12 protein-coding genes are annotated in these 17,326 nt (G+C 62.5%); 9 read left to right on the plus strand and 3 right to left on the minus strand.

Annotated features, from left to right (window positions below; genetic code table 11):
* Window positions 1-43: 43 nt before the first annotated feature.
* On the plus strand, window positions 44-670 hold the full coding sequence (locus VGL22_RS09360; RefSeq protein WP_465266643.1) for a carbonic anhydrase: 627 nt from the start codon (window positions 44-46) through the stop codon (window positions 668-670).
* A gap of 19 nt (window positions 671-689) precedes the next feature.
* On the opposite strand, the gene VGL22_RS09365 is transcribed toward VGL22_RS09360, so the two are convergent.
* Window positions 690-2,321: a DHA2 family efflux MFS transporter permease subunit gene (locus VGL22_RS09365; protein WP_465266644.1), complete on the minus strand. Its 1,632-nt coding sequence runs from the start codon at window positions 2,319-2,321 to the stop codon at window positions 690-692.
* Window positions 2,322-2,430: 109 nt separating this feature from the next.
* Here VGL22_RS09365 and VGL22_RS09370 point away from each other — a divergent pair, with 109 nt between their 5' ends.
* The 7 genes from VGL22_RS09370 to VGL22_RS09400 all read left to right on the plus strand — a co-directional run bounded on the left by VGL22_RS09370 (window position 2,431) and on the right by VGL22_RS09400 (window position 13,169).
* Window positions 2,431-3,030, plus strand: a complete 600-nt coding sequence (locus VGL22_RS09370; RefSeq protein WP_465266645.1) for a TetR/AcrR family transcriptional regulator — start codon at window positions 2,431-2,433, stop codon at window positions 3,028-3,030.
* Between the two features lie 127 nt (window positions 3,031-3,157).
* Window positions 3,158-4,768: a hypothetical protein gene (locus VGL22_RS09375; RefSeq protein ID WP_465266646.1), complete on the plus strand. Its 1,611-nt coding sequence runs from the start codon at window positions 3,158-3,160 to the stop codon at window positions 4,766-4,768.
* 891 nt (window positions 4,769-5,659) lie between these two features.
* Entirely contained in the window at window positions 5,660-7,054 is a 1,395-nt protein-coding gene (locus VGL22_RS09380) for an NAD(P)/FAD-dependent oxidoreductase (protein WP_465266647.1), read from the plus strand.
* Between the two features lie 609 nt (window positions 7,055-7,663).
* Window positions 7,664-9,010 carry a serine--tRNA ligase gene (gene serS / locus VGL22_RS09385; protein ID WP_465266648.1) on the plus strand — a complete coding sequence of 449 codons (1,347 nt, stop codon included), beginning with the start codon at window positions 7,664-7,666 and terminating at the stop codon, window positions 9,008-9,010.
* A gap of 41 nt (window positions 9,011-9,051) precedes the next feature.
* Window positions 9,052-9,426 carry a hypothetical protein gene (locus VGL22_RS09390; RefSeq protein WP_465266649.1) on the plus strand — a complete coding sequence of 125 codons (375 nt, stop codon included), beginning with the start codon at window positions 9,052-9,054 and terminating at the stop codon, window positions 9,424-9,426.
* 303 nt (window positions 9,427-9,729) lie between these two features.
* Window positions 9,730-11,613: a 1-deoxy-D-xylulose-5-phosphate synthase gene (gene dxs, locus VGL22_RS09395; RefSeq protein WP_465266650.1), complete on the plus strand. Its 1,884-nt coding sequence runs from the start codon at window positions 9,730-9,732 to the stop codon at window positions 11,611-11,613.
* A 113-nt stretch (window positions 11,614-11,726) separates the two neighbouring features.
* Window positions 11,727-13,169, plus strand: coding sequence for an amidohydrolase family protein (locus VGL22_RS09400; protein ID WP_465266651.1), 1,443 nt, complete (start codon window positions 11,727-11,729; stop codon window positions 13,167-13,169).
* A 12-nt stretch (window positions 13,170-13,181) separates the two neighbouring features.
* Here VGL22_RS09400 and VGL22_RS09405 read toward each other — a convergent pair whose 3' ends face one another.
* Window positions 13,182-13,730, minus strand: a complete 549-nt coding sequence (locus VGL22_RS09405) for an SRPBCC family protein (RefSeq protein WP_465266652.1) — start codon at window positions 13,728-13,730, stop codon at window positions 13,182-13,184.
* A gap of 186 nt (window positions 13,731-13,916) precedes the next feature.
* Between VGL22_RS09405 and VGL22_RS09410 the strand changes: the two genes are divergently transcribed.
* Window positions 13,917-16,214: a chymotrypsin family serine protease gene (locus VGL22_RS09410; protein WP_465266653.1), complete on the plus strand. Its 2,298-nt coding sequence runs from the start codon at window positions 13,917-13,919 to the stop codon at window positions 16,212-16,214.
* An 8-nt stretch (window positions 16,215-16,222) separates the two neighbouring features.
* Here VGL22_RS09410 and VGL22_RS09415 read toward each other — a convergent pair whose 3' ends face one another.
* Complete coding sequence (locus VGL22_RS09415) at window positions 16,223-17,224, minus strand: type I phosphomannose isomerase catalytic subunit (RefSeq protein ID WP_465266654.1); 1,002 nt, start codon at window positions 17,222-17,224, stop codon at window positions 16,223-16,225.
* Window positions 17,225-17,326 lie beyond the last annotated feature (102 nt).

A 17,326-nucleotide genomic window follows, 5' to 3' on the forward strand; every position in this document is an offset into this window, starting at 1 on the left:
TGACCCCTGAATACGCTACCCTGAATCCAGAGGTCACACGCACGTGCACCGCATCCTCGAAGGCCATCGCAAGTTCCTGAAAGACGTCTTCCCCGCTCGCCGCAATCAATTTCATCTCCTGGCGGAAAGCCAGGCGCCCGAATGGCTCTTCATCACCTGTTCCGACTCCCGCATCGTTCCCGACCTCATCCTCGGCACCGGCCCCGGCGACCTGTTCATCAGCCGCAGCATCGGCAACGTGGTGCCCATCACCATGAACGACGTAGACGGCGTGTCCGCAACCATCGAGTATGCCGTAGACGTTCTCAAAGTTCCCTACATCATCAACTGCGGTCACTCCGACTGCGGCGCCATCAAAGCTGCCCTCAACCGCACCTCGCTCGACAAACTCCCCCGCGCCCGGCGCTGGCTCGATCACGTCGAAGGCGCCTTCAGCCATCGCCAGCCGCTCAATCCCGCCGATGGCGAGCACGCCGAGCTTTGCTCCCTGATTCGCGGCAACGTCGTCGCGCAGTTGATGAACCTGCGTGCGCAGCCCTCGGTCGCCAAAGCCAGCGCCAACGGCAAGCTGCAGACCTTCGGCTGGTATTACGACATCCTCTCCGGCCGCATCGAGCAATACGACGAACAGGACCGCAAGTTTGTGCCGCTGCTCGAACCCCATTCCTGATCCGCCCCCTCGGGACAAGTCAATGTCCCGCGGGCGCCTTGCCGCCAACCGAAAATGGCTTAGTCAGCAACACAATGGGAGCCGCAACCAGCGTCAGCACCCCAATCACCCAGAAGCAATCCATGAAGGCCAGAAAATGCGCCTGCGCCTGCAGGTGCGAATACACATACCCATACGCCGCCTTCACCGCATCCGTTTTCACCATTCCGCGCTCCGCAAGATAATTCGCCACGCCGCCCACCTGCCCTTGCACCGCCTGCGAACTCCCCGGCAGATTGCTTCCAAGCGTCGCTTGATGAAACTCCAGCCGGCGGTCCGACACCGCATTGACGAACGCAATCCCGAAGCTCCCTCCCCAGTTGCGGAAAAAATTCGTCAGCGACGAAGCCTTGTTGTTCTGGTCTGGCTTCAACTGCGAATAAGCAATCATCGTCAGCGGCACAAAGAAGAATGCATAGCCAAGACCCTGCAGCGCCCGCGCCCACGCATAATGCGCATAGTCCGTCTCCAGGTTGAACCTGCCGTAATGCAGAAACGACACTCCCACCACCAGCAGCGCACCCAGCAGTAGATACTGCGGGCGGATCACGCCTCGCTGCAAAATCTGCGCTCCCACCGGCGCCAGCAGCGTGATCACAAACGCGCCCGGCCCCAGCACCAGCCCCGCATCAATCGCCCGATAGCCGTAGAGTGTCTGCAGAATCTGCGGAATCATCGTCGTCGACGCAAACAGCCCAAACCCGAAAATAAAGTAGAAGAGATTCGCAATCGCAAAATTGCGTATCCTCAGCAGCCGGAACTCAATCACCGGATCCCGCTGCTTCAGCTCCCACACCACCGCCGCCGTCAGGCACAGCAGCCCCAGCACGCTCGCACCTTGGATAAATCCAGATCCAAACCAGTCATCGATCTCGCCGCGATCCAGCACCACCTCCAGCGCGCCCGATCCCAACCCGATCAACGTAATCCCAATCCCGTCAATCTTCAGCTTCCCCGCCGCCGTCCTTATCGATTTGCGCTCTTCCGCGAACGAGGCCGGATCCTGCACAAACCGGCTCGTCAGCACCATCGACAGAATGCCGACCGGGATGTTAATGAAAAACACCCACCGCCAGTTGTAGTTGTCCGTGATCCAACCGCCCAGTACCGGCCCAATGGCAGGCGCGGTCACAATCGCCATCGTGTACAGCGCAAATGCCGCCGCCCGCTTGTGCGGCGGAAAGGTGTCCACCAGAATCGCCTGCTCCACCGGCGCCAGACCGCCCCCTCCAATGCCCTGCAGAACACGCGCAAACAGCATCACCCCAAGACTCGGCGCGATGCCGCACAAAAATGACGTGACCGTAAACAGCGCCACGCACAGCAGGTAGTAATTCTTGCGTCCCAGAACCCGCGAAAGCCACGCCGACAAAGGCAAGACCACCGCATTGGCCACAAGGTACGTGGTCAGAATCCACGTCACCTCGTCGTACGAACGGCCCAGTCCACCCGCGATGTAAGGCAGCGACACATTCGCGATCGAAGTATCCAGCAGCTCCATGAAAGTCGCCAGCGTCACCGTCAACGCAATGACCCATGGATTCACCTGCGGACGCGTCCTGGTCAGATCCACCCGGCGGGAAGAAGGAGCGGGAACGGCAATCGTAGCCAAATACAACCTCGACAGGCGTAGAATTGAGACCGAACGGTCTCGCGAGGTTGGATTCAGCTGGATTTGAGACCGATGCGTCTTTTTTTGCCAGCCTCGACCGGAGGGCGCCGTGAGCAAGGGAACAACCACTCGTCAGCGAATCATCGAAAACGCAGCCCCGCTGTTCAATCAGCTCGGGTTCGCAGGCTGCTCCATGCAGGACATCCTCGAGGCCACCGGCCTTCAGAAGGGCGGCCTCTACCGCCACTTCAGCGGCAAGGAGGAACTCGCCGCCGAGGCCTTCCGTTACGCATTGTCGCGGGCAATGACCAGCCGGATGCCCGCCGCTGACCCTTCCCTCAACGCAGTCGAACATCTGCGCAAACTGATCGAGCAGTTCGTTGAGGCGCCTTCAGCCATCCCCGGCGGTTGCCCCCTCCTCAATACAGCCGTTGACGCCGACGACGGGAACTCCGTCCTCCGCGACCTCGCCCGGAATGGCTTGAACGAATGGCGTGCCCGCATCGCGCAGATCGTAAGCCGCGGACTGCGCCGAAAGGAGATTCGCGCCGGGGCCCGCCCCCAGGCCCTCGCCAACATCATCATCGCCACGCTCGAAGGCGCGTTGATGATCAGCCGCCTTGAAGAATCGAAAGCCGCCCTCTACGACGCGCGGAGCTTCCTTGAGGACTTCGTAAGTCGGCTGGCCTCGCCCCCGCCCCCCCGCTGATGCGTCTCCTCGCGGATGCATCTCCTGATGAGCGGCGCCTGCATCACGCCCGCCCCCGTTTGCTTTAACCCCATCCTCCGCAGCCCCTGATATATCATTCCCCGCATAGTTCCCTGAGGATTTTTGAATGCCACGAGTGTTGGCTTTACTCAACTCCTGCGGCGCGCGCCTGCGCCCGGTCTTCGTTCTGGGGCTCTTCGGGCTCGCGGCTCAGGGCCTCTTTGCCGTGAGCTGCAAAGTGATTCACCATCCTCCGCCCTCCACCGCCGACACCGCCTACCTCGCCGGCGATTTCGCCAAAGCAGCCGATCTCTACAAAGCCGCCCTGGCTCAAAATCCGGCGCAAACGGACGCGGCCATCGGACGCGTCCACTCCCTCTTGCGCCAGCAGAGAGTCATCGACGCCGCCGGCGAACTCCATGCACTCCTCGGCGACAAGTCCCCCGCGCCCGAGTTGTTGACGCTGCGTGGCGAACTGGAACTCCGCCAGGGAGAGCCCTGGGCAGCGCAGGAAACCGCATCCGCCTCCGCCAGGCTGGACCCCTGCAATCCGCGGACACTGTTCCTCGTTTCAAGGCTGGCGAAACTGAATGCGCGCAACGCCGCCGCAAGCAAGTTCCTGGCCACCGCTCATACGCTGGACCCCGAAGATCCTGAGATTCGCGCCGCCTGGATGGATACCCTGCCTACCGCCCGGCGACTCCCGGAGTTGGAGGCCTATGTTGCCGCTCCCCGCGGAGACGATGCCGAGGCTGTGACCGAGCGCCGCTTGCAACTGGAACAGTTGAAGAAGCTGCCGCCGGACCTCCAACCCACCTGCACCCTCGCTTCCACTCCCGCCGCCACCATGGTTCCCTTCTCCAGCGTCACCGGCGTGCGCACCGGCGGGCCCGCATGGTCTGCCCTCCAGGCAAGCGTCAATACACACAACATTCAGCTCGCCATCGACACCGGCTACAACCCGCGTCTTCCCATCGACGGCGTAAGCGGACTGCTGATCCTAAGTTCAACAGCCAAACACTTGGGCCTTAAGCCCCTCTACCAGCTTCAGGTGCCCGGCATCGGCCCCCAGGACGCAAGAGGCGGCTATATCGCATTCGCCGATTCCATCTCCATCGGCGGCATCGAATTTCATAACTGCGCCGTGCAGGTGATCGATGCCAAGTTCTCGGGCGATGTGGACGGCATCATTTCCATGACCCTGATGTCGGATTTCCTCGTGACCATCGACTATCCGTCTCACAAGTTCGCCTTCGATCCCCTTCCCGCCCTGCCCGCAGGAACACCCGCAAACGGCCTGAGCGACCGATATGTCGCGCCCGCAATGAGTGACTACACCGAGATGTATCGCTCCGGCAGTGACCTGATTCTGCCCGTTCTGGTCAACAACAAATTCCCCAGCGTGTTTCTGCTCGACACCTCCTTCGGCGAAACCGTCCTCTCTCCCGAAGCCGGGCACGAAATCGCCGACGGCCACAAAGACAGTAAATACGAGGTGAGGGACACCAGCGGCAAAGTGGACTATCAATTTACCGCTTGCGGCGTCTCGCTCTCCTTCGCCCGCACAACCCAGAAATTCAATTGCCTGTCGACCTTTGATACCTCGCGCTTCACGAGAGACTCGGGGATGGCCATCGCGGGGTTCCTCGGCCAGGAGTCCCTCCAATCGATGAAGGTGCACATCGACTACCGGGATGGACTCATCAAGTTCGACTCCGACACCAAACACTCCAAGTGACAAAACACGGCTCGAGAAAGGCGCGTCGAGATAGCTGCGGCATGTGAGTGTCTCCTGGTCCAGGTGACTTATCGGCGGGTTCGTCAACCACTTAAGAAACGGATTTCACGAACTTCATCCGCTAACGAACCTTTCATCGTTTGTGCTCAGAGGTCTAGGTTCGACCGATTCTACGATCGGCTTCATATCGGGCGCTCTGTCGCCCACCCGTCACTACGCTTTCTGTTCGCCTGACCGCGCTGCCCGTACGTCCGGGTTGGGGGTCACTCGCCCGGAATGTGTGCCACGAACCTCGTTTTTTACTACTCATTCACCCATCCGGTCCCAAGTTCCGATGAAAGTTCAGGTTTGCCGCATCTAAACTTAGTGAACAGGAGAATGATGCCGACCCAAGTAAAGCCGTGTGATAGCCAGTTCAGCGATGACTTGCAAGTAGTTCTTACCCGAAACAGAAATCGAGAGCAATGGGCTATGCATGCCTGCGAGCTTTGCGGCGCACAGGTCGGAGCTGTACAGGTGCATGGGAAATGGGTTCCGGAACAGCATTGGCCATCCGTGCCCTACCCACCTCGAACCGCGGTTCCAAAAGGCGCGAGTCGCTCAGCCGCACCAAATCTCTAAACACCCATGTGGACCGCTACTGTGCCAGCGCAGCGCATTGGCACAGTAGCGGTCGAGTTGTCGGCAATTCGGAAGGAACGCCGCAGTCAACCGCGCTCAGGCGGCGGCACATCCGTCTACTCCGCTGCGCTATGGGTGAACGACCGCATGCATGCCCGCGGATTACAGGCACTTCATCGGAAAAGCTCCTTCAGGCACCCCCCAAACCACAGGGATTTTGAACCAATCGTCGCCTCGCCGCATCTCCCCTAATAGAAAGCGAGGCGTGCTTTGACCCAACTAGCTGCACCGCTTCAACAGGTTCCGGGCCATCCGCCACGGGTGGTCATCATCGGCGGCGGCTTCGCCGGCATCCACGCGGCCAAGGCCCTTGGCGATCTGCCTGTCGACGTAACCCTCATCGATCGCCGCAATCACCACACCTTTCAGCCCCTGCTCTACCAGGTGGCTCTGGCGGTTTTGTCGCCAGCCGATATCGCGTCCCCCATCCGCAGCATCGTGCGCCACCAGGCCAACACGCAAGTGCTGATGGATGAGGTGATTGGATTCGACACGCAGGCACAGCAGGTGAACCTCAAAAGCGGCGCCCGCATCGCCTACGACTACCTGGTGGTGGCTGCAGGATCGACCCATTCCTACTTCGGGCACGACGAGTGGGCCGCGGCCGCGCCGGGGCTCAAAACCATCGAGGACGCCACCGAAATTCGCCGCCGCGTCCTGCTGGCCTTCGAGCTGGCCGAGCGCCACATGCAGGAGCATGGCTGGCACCCCCCGCTCAACTTCGTGGTCATCGGCGGCGGTCCCACCGGGGTGGAACTCGCCGGGGCCATCCGCGACATCGCGCAGTACTACATGAAACACGACTTCCGCCACATCATCCCGCAGAAAGCAAAGGTGTTGCTGCTGGATGGCGGGGAGCGCCTGCTGGCCGCCTATCCGCCCGACCTGAGCGCCAGGGCGCAGAAGGAATTGGAGGCACTGGGGGTGGAGGTTCACCTGGGGTGCCACGTGACCGGCATCCAGCCCGGCTTTGTTGAGACAGGCGGCCCCCACCCCATCGGCAAAGTGGAGGCGGCGGTCATTCTCTGGGCCGCCGGCGTGCAGGCTTCGCCGCTGGGCAAAATGCTGGGTCTTGCCACGGACAGACGCGGCTGCGTGACGGTCGATGACCAGCTCAATCCGGCCGGCCTCGCCAACGTGTTTGTGCTGGGCGACCTGGCCCACTTCGAGCAGGACGGCAAGCAGGTGCCCGGCGTGGCGCAGCCCGCCATGCAGATGGGCGACCACATCGGCAAGATCGTCGCGGCAGACCTCAAAGGCGCAGCCCGCCCGGCTTTCCGATACTTCGACAAGGGCGACATGGCCACCATCGGACGCATGTCGGCCGTGGCCGACGTAAAGTGGCCGTTCAAGGGGCACCTCAGCGGCTGGCCCGCGTGGCTCACCTGGCTGGTCGTGCACATCTTCTTCCTCATCGGGTTCAGGAACCGGGTGGCTGTGCTGTTCTCCTGGTTCTGGAGCTACATCAGCTTTACCCGCGGCGCGCGCCTGATCACCGGCGATCAGCGGCTGCCGGGTTGGGAAGACCAGATCAAGGCCGGGCCGACAGGCGCTGCGGCACCGCCACCGGCCGCGCCGCCCGGCTCGGCGCAGGCAGCCGATTGAGCCCAACGGGATCGAAGGCCGACGATCAGAAAATAGCTTAGGGGGGTGGCGGTGGGGGTCGGGGTCGGGGTCGGGGTGGCGGCGTGCTCTTCCCAGACACAAACCACCTACCCCCCCGCCCCCCCCCGCCTGCCTCCCTGGTTTGCGATCCGCTCACAGCCGCCTGTGACCGCGCACAGCCGCCTGTGACCGCGCGCACAGCCCTCCCGGCAGAACCGGCGCATACTCATCTCCTGCCGCTCCGCAGCGGGGAGGAGAACTTGTGCCCGAATCAGCCATCCCGAACCCGAAATACTGGGGGATGCCTTCTGCGCAGAAAATCCGAAATTGTTTACTAGAAAATTATGAGCTTATTTTTTATCCCTTACCGGCACCTCGGTCATAAACCGCTGAGCAGTAAAGGCTTGATCCTTTTCTTATTGTGATCTATATTACAAATCCACCCATCTAAGGACTTGAATACATCCCCGCCGCGCAAGCCCGCTTGTAGCCAACTATTAACGCATTGATTAACCCCCACCCCCCCCTTTCGCGCCCATCCGGGCGCCGCTTTCACCGCCCAAAGCGCCGCCCCTTCCACAGCACCCCCCACTGCTAAACTAGTGAGTCATGCTCGATCTGAATTTTGTCCGGGGCAACCTGGCCCTGGTGGAAGAAAAACTGCGCGCCCGCGGTGCCGATCCGGCGGCGCTGCTGGGCAATTTCCGCACCCTGGATCAGGAACGCCGGCAGGCCATCACCCAGGCTGAAACCCTCAAAGCGAAGCGCAACGATCTGAGCCAGCAGGTAGGCCAGTTGAAGCGCCAGGGCCAGGACGCTACGGCATTGATGGAGGAGACCCGCACGCTCAAGGAGACGCTGGACGAGCTCGACAGGACCGCCACAAGGCTCGATGACGAATTGCGATTCTCCCTGGCCAGCGTTCCCAATCTCACCCGTGACGAGGTTCCAGCCGGACGCTCCGAAGAGGACAACGTCGTCGTCAAAACGTGGGGCGAGAAGCGCCAGTTCGACTTCGCGCCCAGGCCGCACTGGGAACTCGGCGAAAGCCTTGGAATTCTGGATCTCGAGCGAGCCGCCAAGCTGAGCGGCGCCCGCTTCGCGGTCTACATGGGCGCCGGCGCCAGGCTGGAGCGCGCGCTGATCGGCTTCATGCTCGATCGGCACACAGCCTCAAAGGAGTCCGGCGGACACGGCTACACCGAGGTTCTGCCGCCATTCATGGTGAACAGCCGCAGCCTGTTCGGGACCGGCCAGTTGCCCAAGTTCGCCGAAGACCTGTTCCGGTGTTCCGATTCCGACGCGGAGGCCGCCGCTCGCGGCGAGTTCCGCGATGCCGACCACTGGCTGATTCCGACGGCCGAAGTGCCTGTCACAAATCTGTACCGCGACGAGGTTCTCGATGAAGCACGCCTGCCCATAGCGCTCACCGCCTACACTCCCTGTTTCCGGGCCGAGGCGGGAGCCGCAGGCAAAGACACGCGCGGAATCATCCGGCAGCATCAGTTTCAAAAGGTGGAGCTGGTGAAGTTTGTGAAGCCGGAGGACTCCGACACCGAGCACGAACGCCTCACGCGGGATGCCGAGGAGATTCTCGAAGCCTTGGAACTACCCTATCGCCGCATGCTGCTGTGCGCGGGCGATACGGGTTTCTCGTCCGCCAAGACATTTGATCTGGAAGTGTGGCTGCCCGGGCAGCAGTTGTACCGGGAGATTTCGTCCTGCTCGAACTTCGAGGCATTCCAGGCGCGGCGCGCGAACATCCGTTTCAAGGCCGCGGGCGGCAAAAGCAAGAGCGAGTTTGTGCATACCCTGAACGGCAGCGGCCTTGCCGTGGGGCGCACGTGGCTGGCGGTTCTCGAGAACTATCAGCAGGCCGATGGCTCGATCGTCGTACCGGATGCGTTGCGGCCCTCTATGGGCGGACTTGAGAAAATTGAAAGGCAGTGGAGTTAGCGGAAGCTGGGAATCCGCACCTTGCCTGAGATTGGAAGAAGATGAATCGGATTTTGAAGAGCTACTTCTACTGGACCTACCCGCGCGGAAACTTCCATTACGACGTGATGGTGACGCTGATTCTGCTGTTCATCTTTGTCACGCCGCATCTGTGGAACTACGGCGACAAGCCGTCTGTGCTTCAGTTTCCGAAGCATCCCATGTCGGTGACCAGCGATGGCCGGCGCGGCATGATCATTACCCTGCAGGCCGGCGATGTGAACGTGGCGCCGGGAGATCCGGATCAGACCGTGAGGAAAGTTCTGCGCGTGGCACTCGAGCCTCTGGCGGGCGACTCAGTGTTTGTGGAGCGCTGGGAACTGAGCCGGGACGCCAACGGAAATCCGCAGGAATGGAAGGTCTGGGCGCACCGGTAAGTTCGCCCGGCAACTCTGCCCAGCTCTGTGCCAGGTCCGGTGAAGATGCGCGGCAACTCGTAGATTGGTATACTTCACAGTGGCAGAACCTGCGAGAAAGTCCCCGCGTCGCGGGGCTTTTTTCTTGCCGTATCGGGCTGGTAATACAGCGGATCGGCATACACTGATCGGCAGGTGCCACGCGAGTGGTTTGAGTCGATTCGCAGCTCACGGGTGAACCTTGCGTCGCGAATCAGAGTCAAATCACTTTTGAAGACAGCCGGAGACGGCGCGCGATCCGGCGCCCCCGGCGAAAAGGATTCCATGGCAGCACTGCTGGATTCAATTCAATCACCCGCCGACATCAAAAGCCTGAACCCCGCAGAACTGGCGGTACTCGCGGAAGAGATCCGCGCATTCCTTATTCAAAGCCTGGCAAAGACGGGCGGCCATCTCGGACCCAACCTGGGCGTGGTGGAGCTGACGCTGGCCATGCACTACGTGTTTGACTCGCCCCGCGACAAGTTCCTGTTCGACGTAAGCCACCAGGTGTATACGCACAAGCTCCTCACGGGGCGCAGAGAGCGATTCGGCACCATTCGCCAGCCGGGCGGGTTGAACGGCTTCATGCTGCGCACGGAATGCGAGCACGACTGCTACGGCGCGGGGCACGCGGGCACGGCCCTGTCCGCCGCGCTCGGCATGGCCGTAGCGCGAGACCTGGCAGGCGGCACGGAGAACGTCATCGCGGTGGCCGGCGATGCGGCGTTTACGAATGGCATCTCGTTCGAGGCGCTCAACAACATTGCCGACCAGACCAAGCGCCTCATCATCGTGCTGAATGACAACGAGTGGTCCATCGACCGCAACGTGGGCGCGATTGCGCGCTACTTCCACAAAGTGGTGACCAATGATCACTACCAGCAACTGCATAACCTCTCGAAGCGCGTGGTGGAGAAGATTGGCGGCAAGACGGCGGTGAACGTGATGCGACGGGCTGAAGAAGCTGCTAAAGGCATGCTGTGGCCGTCGATGCTGTTCGAGGAGTTTGGCCTCGACTACTACGGGCCGGTGGACGGGCACAACCTGCCGCTGCTGCTTGAGACGTTCAAGTTTTTGAAGAATGCCGACCGGCCGGTGCTGCTGCACGTCCTGACGCAGAAAGGGCGCGGCTTCCAGCCGGCGATGGATCTGACAAAAAAATTCCACGGACTGGGTCCGTACGATCCTGAAACCGGCAAGACGGCGGCGGGTCAGCAGACGTGGTCAGAGGCGTTTGCCACCTCCCTGGCGGAGTTGGCCAATCAGGATTCGCGCGTAGTAGCAATTACGGCGGCCATGCCAAACGGAACCGGGCTGGATCTGTTCCGCCCAATCCATCCAAAGCGTTATTTCGATGTGGGGATTGCCGAGGAGCATGCGGTAATCTTTGCGGCGGGTATGGCGACGCGCGGCTTCCGGCCGGTGTGTGCCATCTATTCGACCTTTCTGCAGCGGGCGTTCGACCCCATCGTGCATGATGTCGCGCTGCAGAAGCTGCCGGTGCTGTTCTGCATGGACCGCGCCGGCCTCAGCGGCGATGACGGGCCCACCCATCATGGTCTCTTCGACATTGCGTATCTGCGCGGGATTCCCGACATGACCCTGATGGCGCCGAAGGATGAGGCCGAACTGGCCGACATGATGAAGACCGCGATGACGCTGGAGGGTCCGAGCGCGATCCGCTATCCACGCGGCCCGGTGATCGGCGTGCCCAAGCGGCCTCCGCAGGTGTTGCCGTTGGGCAAGGCGGAGGTGCTGGCGGACGGATCGGATGTGGCGATTCTCGGCCTCGGTCACATGATGCCGCTGGCAATGGATCTTGCGGCACGGCTCGAGGGCGAGGGCTACTCGGCTGCGCTGATCAATCCGCGGTTCATCAAGCCGGTGGATCGCGAGATGATTGCGCGCTACGCGGAGCGGGTAGCGGCGTTTGTGACGTTTGAGGATCACGTGAAGATGAGCGGGTTCGGGTCGACCGTGCTGGAGACCTTGGAGGAGATCGGGAGCAAGGTTCCCCTGGTGCGGATTGGGTGGCCGGATCAGTTCATCGAGCACGGAAAAATAGACGCGCTGCGGCAGAAATACGGGCTGACCGTGGAGGCGGCACACGACCAGGTGGTGCCGCTGCTAACGGCACGGAGACCAAGGACACTCGTGGGTCGATAGCGGGTTCCCTGCGCCGATGGCGTGCCAACCGGCGAGGCAAGCAGGTATCGTAATCGGGTGGGGACGCAACTTGGGCGATTGGGCGTGCGACAATTCCAGACAGACCTTTACTCATGCGACTTGACCGTAGTTTGCTGCTGGCGATAGCTGGGTGGTTCTTGGGCTCTGTTCTGGGCTGGGCGCAGGCTGCTGCTCCGCTGGTCCTGGCGGGCGGAACGGTCATTGACGTTTCGAACTGGGGCCGCTCCGCGAGCGATCTGCACGATGCCGTGGTGATCATTCAAAACGGCAAAGTGGCGGAGGTCGGACCCGCGTCGACTCTGCAGGTGCCAAAAGGTGCGCGGGTTATCGACTGCACCGGTAAATACATCCTCCCCGGACTGGTGGACGGCTACGTGGGGATGACGGATCAGAGCCAGGCTTCCGCCAGTCTCTACATGGGCGTGACCACCGCGGTTGTTCGTTCCGACAGCCGGCGTGGGCACGTGGATCAAAGCGTGACCCCGGCGCCGCATCTCTATTTGATTGACTCCGTGGGCGCAACCGACGACTGGAGCCTGCTGATTGGCCATGAAAGCTGGGGCGCTCGGCTGAGACAGTATGGCCGCGCCTCCGAACTGCCTCCGGATGAGACGCTCAAGCAGCTTGCGGCGACCAAGGCACTGGGGACGCGGGTCGTCTACATAGGGCCGCACGTCACGGCGGCCAATACGCAGTCACTGATTGCGCGTGCACATCAGATGGGCATCATCGCCTACGGAGAGTTTGTGGCCACGCCGTTCCGGGTTGGCATTGAGGCCGGGGTGGACGCGCTGGTGCACATGGGCAGCTATGAGCTGGGTGCGATTCCCGATGAGCTGCAGCAGCCTCTAGCCGCGGACCCTGAAGGAGCGCCGGCGACCACTGCCTTTGACTATGCCGAGCGCGTACCGCCAAGCGACCTGCGGGTGCGCAGCTATGCGAAATTCATCGCTTCGCACCATGCGGCGCTGATGCCCACGTTCGCGATGTACTTCTCGAGGCTGCCGGATCATCGCAACCTGTGGGAAGAACCAGCGGCGGCTCTGCTCGATCCGTCACACTTGTCCAACGCGCCGGATCGTAAGACGGGTGAGATCAACTATCCGCTGCCCTCGTGGGCGAAGCATCTGCCGGGAATTGGGCAGCGCTACGTGGAAGCCAATCTGGAGAAGAAGGCCGACCAGTCCGCGCTGCGGCTGTGGCACATCAACCAGGCGCTGTTTGCGGCGTTCCCGCATTACCTGGCAGCGTCGGGTGCGCCGGTGGACGGTTCGTTTCCGGGCATCTCGCTGCAGGTGGAACTGGAGTTGCTGGTGCGCATGGGACTGACGCCGCGGGAGGCGCTGGCAGCGGCCACCAATAATTACGCGTTGGAGTTTAACTGGAACGAGTTGGGCGCGGTGGCGGCGGGGCGGCGAGCGGATGTGCTGGTGCTGGATGCGGACCCTACGGCCAATATCTGGAATGCGCGGAAGATCAGCACGCTGATTCTGGAAGGGAATGTGATGGATCGCGAGGGGCTGCTGAAGAAGTAATGCAGGTAGCGGTTATTGACTGCGGGTGGCCTGCCGGGCAGCTATGGCGAGGATTTCGGGAAGGCGCTTCTGACGGAAGGCAAAGGACTGCTGTAGCTGGTTCCAAACCTTGCGGGCGGCCAGCACTCCGACAATGCCGCCGGGCAATTCGAAGTCGATTGAGTCCGTGACGCAGGTGCCTGCCTCCCGATTTCGAACTTCGGGCGCGATGCCGTGGCGGTGGCGGAAGGTCTTGAAGGGCCCGCGGATCATCTCGTCCAGGAAGTGGCTGTTCCACTCGAATTCCTCAATGTGGGCAGTCCAGCTGACGCGGGGCAGGAACTTGGCAGGTTTAAAGCTGATGAGGAGTTCCGAGCCGGCCCCCGCGGCAAGGCTCTGGAAGCGGCGCGATGGGTCAGCGGGAACGGGCCGAGGCGGGGGCGGGGTGATGCGCATGTCTTCGATGCGAGCCTCGACCTCCGGCGGCATGAGCGGTGGCAGGTTGTGTGGATTGGCGAAGAAGGCGAAGACGAGTTCGACCGGATAGGGCACCCACTGGCTGGTTTCGAAGTGCTTGACCATCGTAGGGCTATGTTAACGGCGAAAGTGGGGTTCCGCTTTCCGACTATTCAGTTTCCCCCGAAGCTGATCGTCTTTGACGCAGTTTGTAGATTCGGGTCGGAGACGCGAGTAAACTGAGGTCTGCCCTTTATGCCGGCATACGCGTTGGTGTGCCTTCGCAAGCCCTCATGGAGCGGCTTGATTTCTGTGCGGGAACCTTCCTACATTTCGAAGCGGCAGCTGAAGGCTGCCCGCTGGACTGGCGCGAGCGGAATAGGCCGCAGGGTGGTCTCGGCCCTGTTGGCCGCCGCGCTGGCTTTTGTGCTGCCGGTGCTGGCAGGGTGCGGAGCTGCTGCGGGAACAACCGCAACGGCTAGTTCCGCCTTGTCAATTACTCCCGGAATTTCGAGTCTTGACACGAGTTGCAACGGCTGCAATGCCTTGAACGCGCACGGCGAAGCGGTCCATCAGTTTGCGGCTCTGCTGGCCGACGGAACGTCCGCCCAGGTGACGTGGTCCGTTGCTGGCGGCGACCGCGTGGCCGGACCGGGCGCCATCGATACCCAGGGGCGGTATACGCCGCCGGGTTATCTGACGGCGGATCACGCCGAAGTGACGGTTACAGCGCATCTGGAGGGTTCAACCGGCTCCATCGCGAGGGCGCGGCTGACCATTACGCCGGGGTTCCTGCAGCCGCTGGCGCCGGAGAATGCCGCCGTAGGGCCGGGCGGCAGCGTGACGATCTCCGGCAAGCTGGCGGTGGCTGGGGGACAGGCGGGCATCCACTTCGCATTGGCCGGTGCTGCTTCAGGCTCCGGCAGCGGAGCAGGCACGCTGGGTCCGACGCTGTGCGACCGGGGCGCGAAGGCCTTTACGACGTGCTCGGTGACGTATACGGCTCCGGCGACGCTGGGCGCAACGGCGGCCGCCTATGTTGTGGCAATGGTGAGCGGGGCGGCCGGCAAGGCCTCGCGCACCGCGACCGAACTACTACTGAACACGGCCGGGGTGACGAGCAATCCCATCGGCCACCAGGAAATGCTGGCCACGATGATGCCGCTGGGAAGTTCGGGGGGCAACAACACGGATTACGACGCGCGTGGGAACACGATTGCCGATTGCTGTAGCGGCACACTCGGCGCGCTGGTGCAGGACTCGGGGGGTCGGCAGTATGTGCTGAGCAACAACCACGTGTTGGCCAAGAGCGACCACGCAGCGGTGGGCGATGCAATCGTGCAGCCGGGGTTGATTGACAACAACTGCACGCCCAACGGGGCGGGGCCGGGCACCGTGCCGGTGGCAAGTCTGAGCGCGTGGGTACCGCTGAAGTCGCCGCAGACGAATGTGGATGCCGCGATTGCGCAGGTGGCGAGCCGGACGATGGACAGCGCGGGCAGCATTTTGGAATTGGGTGCGCGGGGAGCGGACGGAGCTTTAAGTGCGGCGCCCCCGGGAGTTTCGTCGAGCGGTGGGCGCGGCGAGGCCGCCAACCTGGAGATGAGGGTGGCGAAGAGCGGACGCACCACCGGGCTGACGTGCGGCGGGGTGTCCGCAATCGACCTCGATGTGGCCGTGGATTACTTCTCCGATTGCGCGGAGACCCGGCCTTATACGACAAAAATCTTTACGCACCAGGTGGGCGTGAGCGGAGACCGCTTCAGCGACGCAGGGGACTCGGGCTCTCTGGTGGTGAACGCGTCGAATGCAGAGCCGGTGGGCCTGTTCTTTGCGGGCGGGACGGATGCTGCTGGCGTGGGCCAGGGCGTGGCGAATCCCGCGGGAGATGTGCTGAACGCGCTGGCGGCTGTGACGAATGGCGCCGGCTTCACGTTCGTGGGCGGCGCGGATCACCCTGTGAGCTGCCTGAACTACGGCAACAGCACGGTGGAGAAGGCACAGGGGCTGGTGCTGCGCGATGAGGAGATCACACGCGGGCAGCAGGCCTTGTTTGCCGCACGCAACATGGTGAATCCGGCAGCGGGGATTCGGGGTGTGAGCGTGGGCAAAAGCACCGATCACGCCGGGGAGTCCGCGGTTGTGGTGTACGTGGACGACCGCGCGGAGCCAACCGTCCCCGCGATCATCGATGGGGTGCGGACGGTGGTGGTTTCCGCGACGGCGGAGGCAGTGGCTCTGGGAACTGCGCCCACCGACAACAGCGGCGCCCCCCCTGTGGCGCTGGCGCCCGCTGTGCTCAGCCATGCGATGCGCGCCAAGGATCAGATGGGCCGCAGCCTGATGCGGGTGAACAAGGGGTTCTTCGGGGTAGGCGTGGGGCAAAGCCTCGATAACCCGCGCGACGCGGCGCTAGTGATCTTTGTGGATCGCAACCACATGCCTGCCACGCTGCCGCAGGTTCTCGGTGGAGTACGGACGCGGTTTGTGGTGATGGACCGGCTGCACGTGACGCGATCGTATGCTGCGGGAACGAGTTCAACACGGCACTGCACGGGGTCGAGCGATGCACCAATGGCATCGCGGCCGCTGGCTCTGAAGCTGCGCTGAGATTTAGATCAAATGGCTGCGGGCCAGCGCGGCGACATACGGACGAGATCGAGTCCCCCAAGATCTTCAAGGACAAAAGCGGAACCAACGGCGGGCACGCAGACGAGGCCGCGTGCGGGGATTTCGATCGGCTCGAATCCTTCGCCGGTGAGCCGCGCCGAGCCAGCAGCCGCAAACAGATAAGACAATCCGGGACCCGGCTCGTCGCTGGCGGCAAGGCTGGCTGAACTGCGTTGACTGCGGACGGGCAGGCGTTCGACGCGGAAATATTCGACATCGACGAGTATGGTGCGGTCAGGGCGGCTGACGGGCAGGACCTTGCCGGCGCGAGTGGTGAGGCGGGTAGCTTCGAGCGATTTCTCGATGTGCAGCTCGCGGGGGCGGCCGTAGTCGTACATGCGGTAAGTAAGGGCGCAGTTCTGCTGGGTTTCAAGCAGGATGGAGCCGGGCCAGATGGCGTGAACGGTGCCCGCATCGACAAAGATCATGTCGCCCCGTTCGACAGGGAGCACGTTGAGACTATCTTCCAGGGTGCCATTCTGGATGCCGGCGCGGACCTGGTCCATGGTGACCCCGGGCTTGAGTCCGGCGGCGACCTGCGCGTCAGGCTGGGAATCCAGGGCATACCAGCACTCCGTTTTCCCGCGGGGGTCGCCATATTTCTGCGCCAGCTTATCGTCGGGGTGGACCTGCACGCTCAGCTTCTCGCGCGCGAAGATGACCTTGATGAGCAGGGGCGACTCGACGCGCGGAGCGACGGGGCCGAGGATCGCACGGGGCTCCTGGGCGATGACATCTGCCAGGATTTTGCCGCTGTAAGGGCCTGTGGCGATGTGGCAATCATCGCCGGTAAGCCACACTTCGCCAAGGGGATCGCCGGCTTCCCTGCCCTTCTCAAACCTGCTCCAGTCGAACCAGGGACGCAGATCGTCGAAGCCCCACACGCGGGGGACGAAGCGCGGTTCGATTAGGAACGGGGCGAGTGTCTGGGGAGAGGCTTGAACGGCCATTGAGCGAGGTCCTTCCTATACGGGATATGCCGTTGACCGCTGGGCAAGCGCGAGCAGGTCTCAAGTCCATATTGCCATGTTGAGCGGCGAGGACCGAGCCTA

It is taken from the genome of Occallatibacter sp., from assembly GCF_036502485.1.
In the GTDB taxonomy this organism is placed as follows: Bacteria; Acidobacteriota; Terriglobia; order Terriglobales; family Acidobacteriaceae; genus Telmatobacter.

Coding starts and splice junctions, on each gene's coding strand:
- VGL22_RS09375 (WP_465266646.1), top strand. CDS start 3,158: ATGCCACGAGTGTTGGCTTTACTCAACTCCTGCGGCGCGCGCCTGCGC.
- serS (WP_465266648.1), top strand. CDS start 7,664: ATGCTCGATCTGAATTTTGTCCGGGGCAACCTGGCCCTGGTGGAAGAA.
- VGL22_RS09390 (WP_465266649.1), top strand. CDS start 9,052: ATGAATCGGATTTTGAAGAGCTACTTCTACTGGACCTACCCGCGCGGA.
- dxs (WP_465266650.1), top strand. CDS start 9,730: ATGGCAGCACTGCTGGATTCAATTCAATCACCCGCCGACATCAAAAGC.
- VGL22_RS09400 (WP_465266651.1), top strand. CDS start 11,727: ATGCGACTTGACCGTAGTTTGCTGCTGGCGATAGCTGGGTGGTTCTTG.
- VGL22_RS09405 (WP_465266652.1), bottom strand. CDS start 13,730: ATGGTCAAGCACTTCGAAACCAGCCAGTGGGTGCCCTATCCGGTCGAA.
- VGL22_RS09415 (WP_465266654.1), bottom strand. CDS start 17,224: ATGGCCGTTCAAGCCTCTCCCCAGACACTCGCCCCGTTCCTAATCGAA.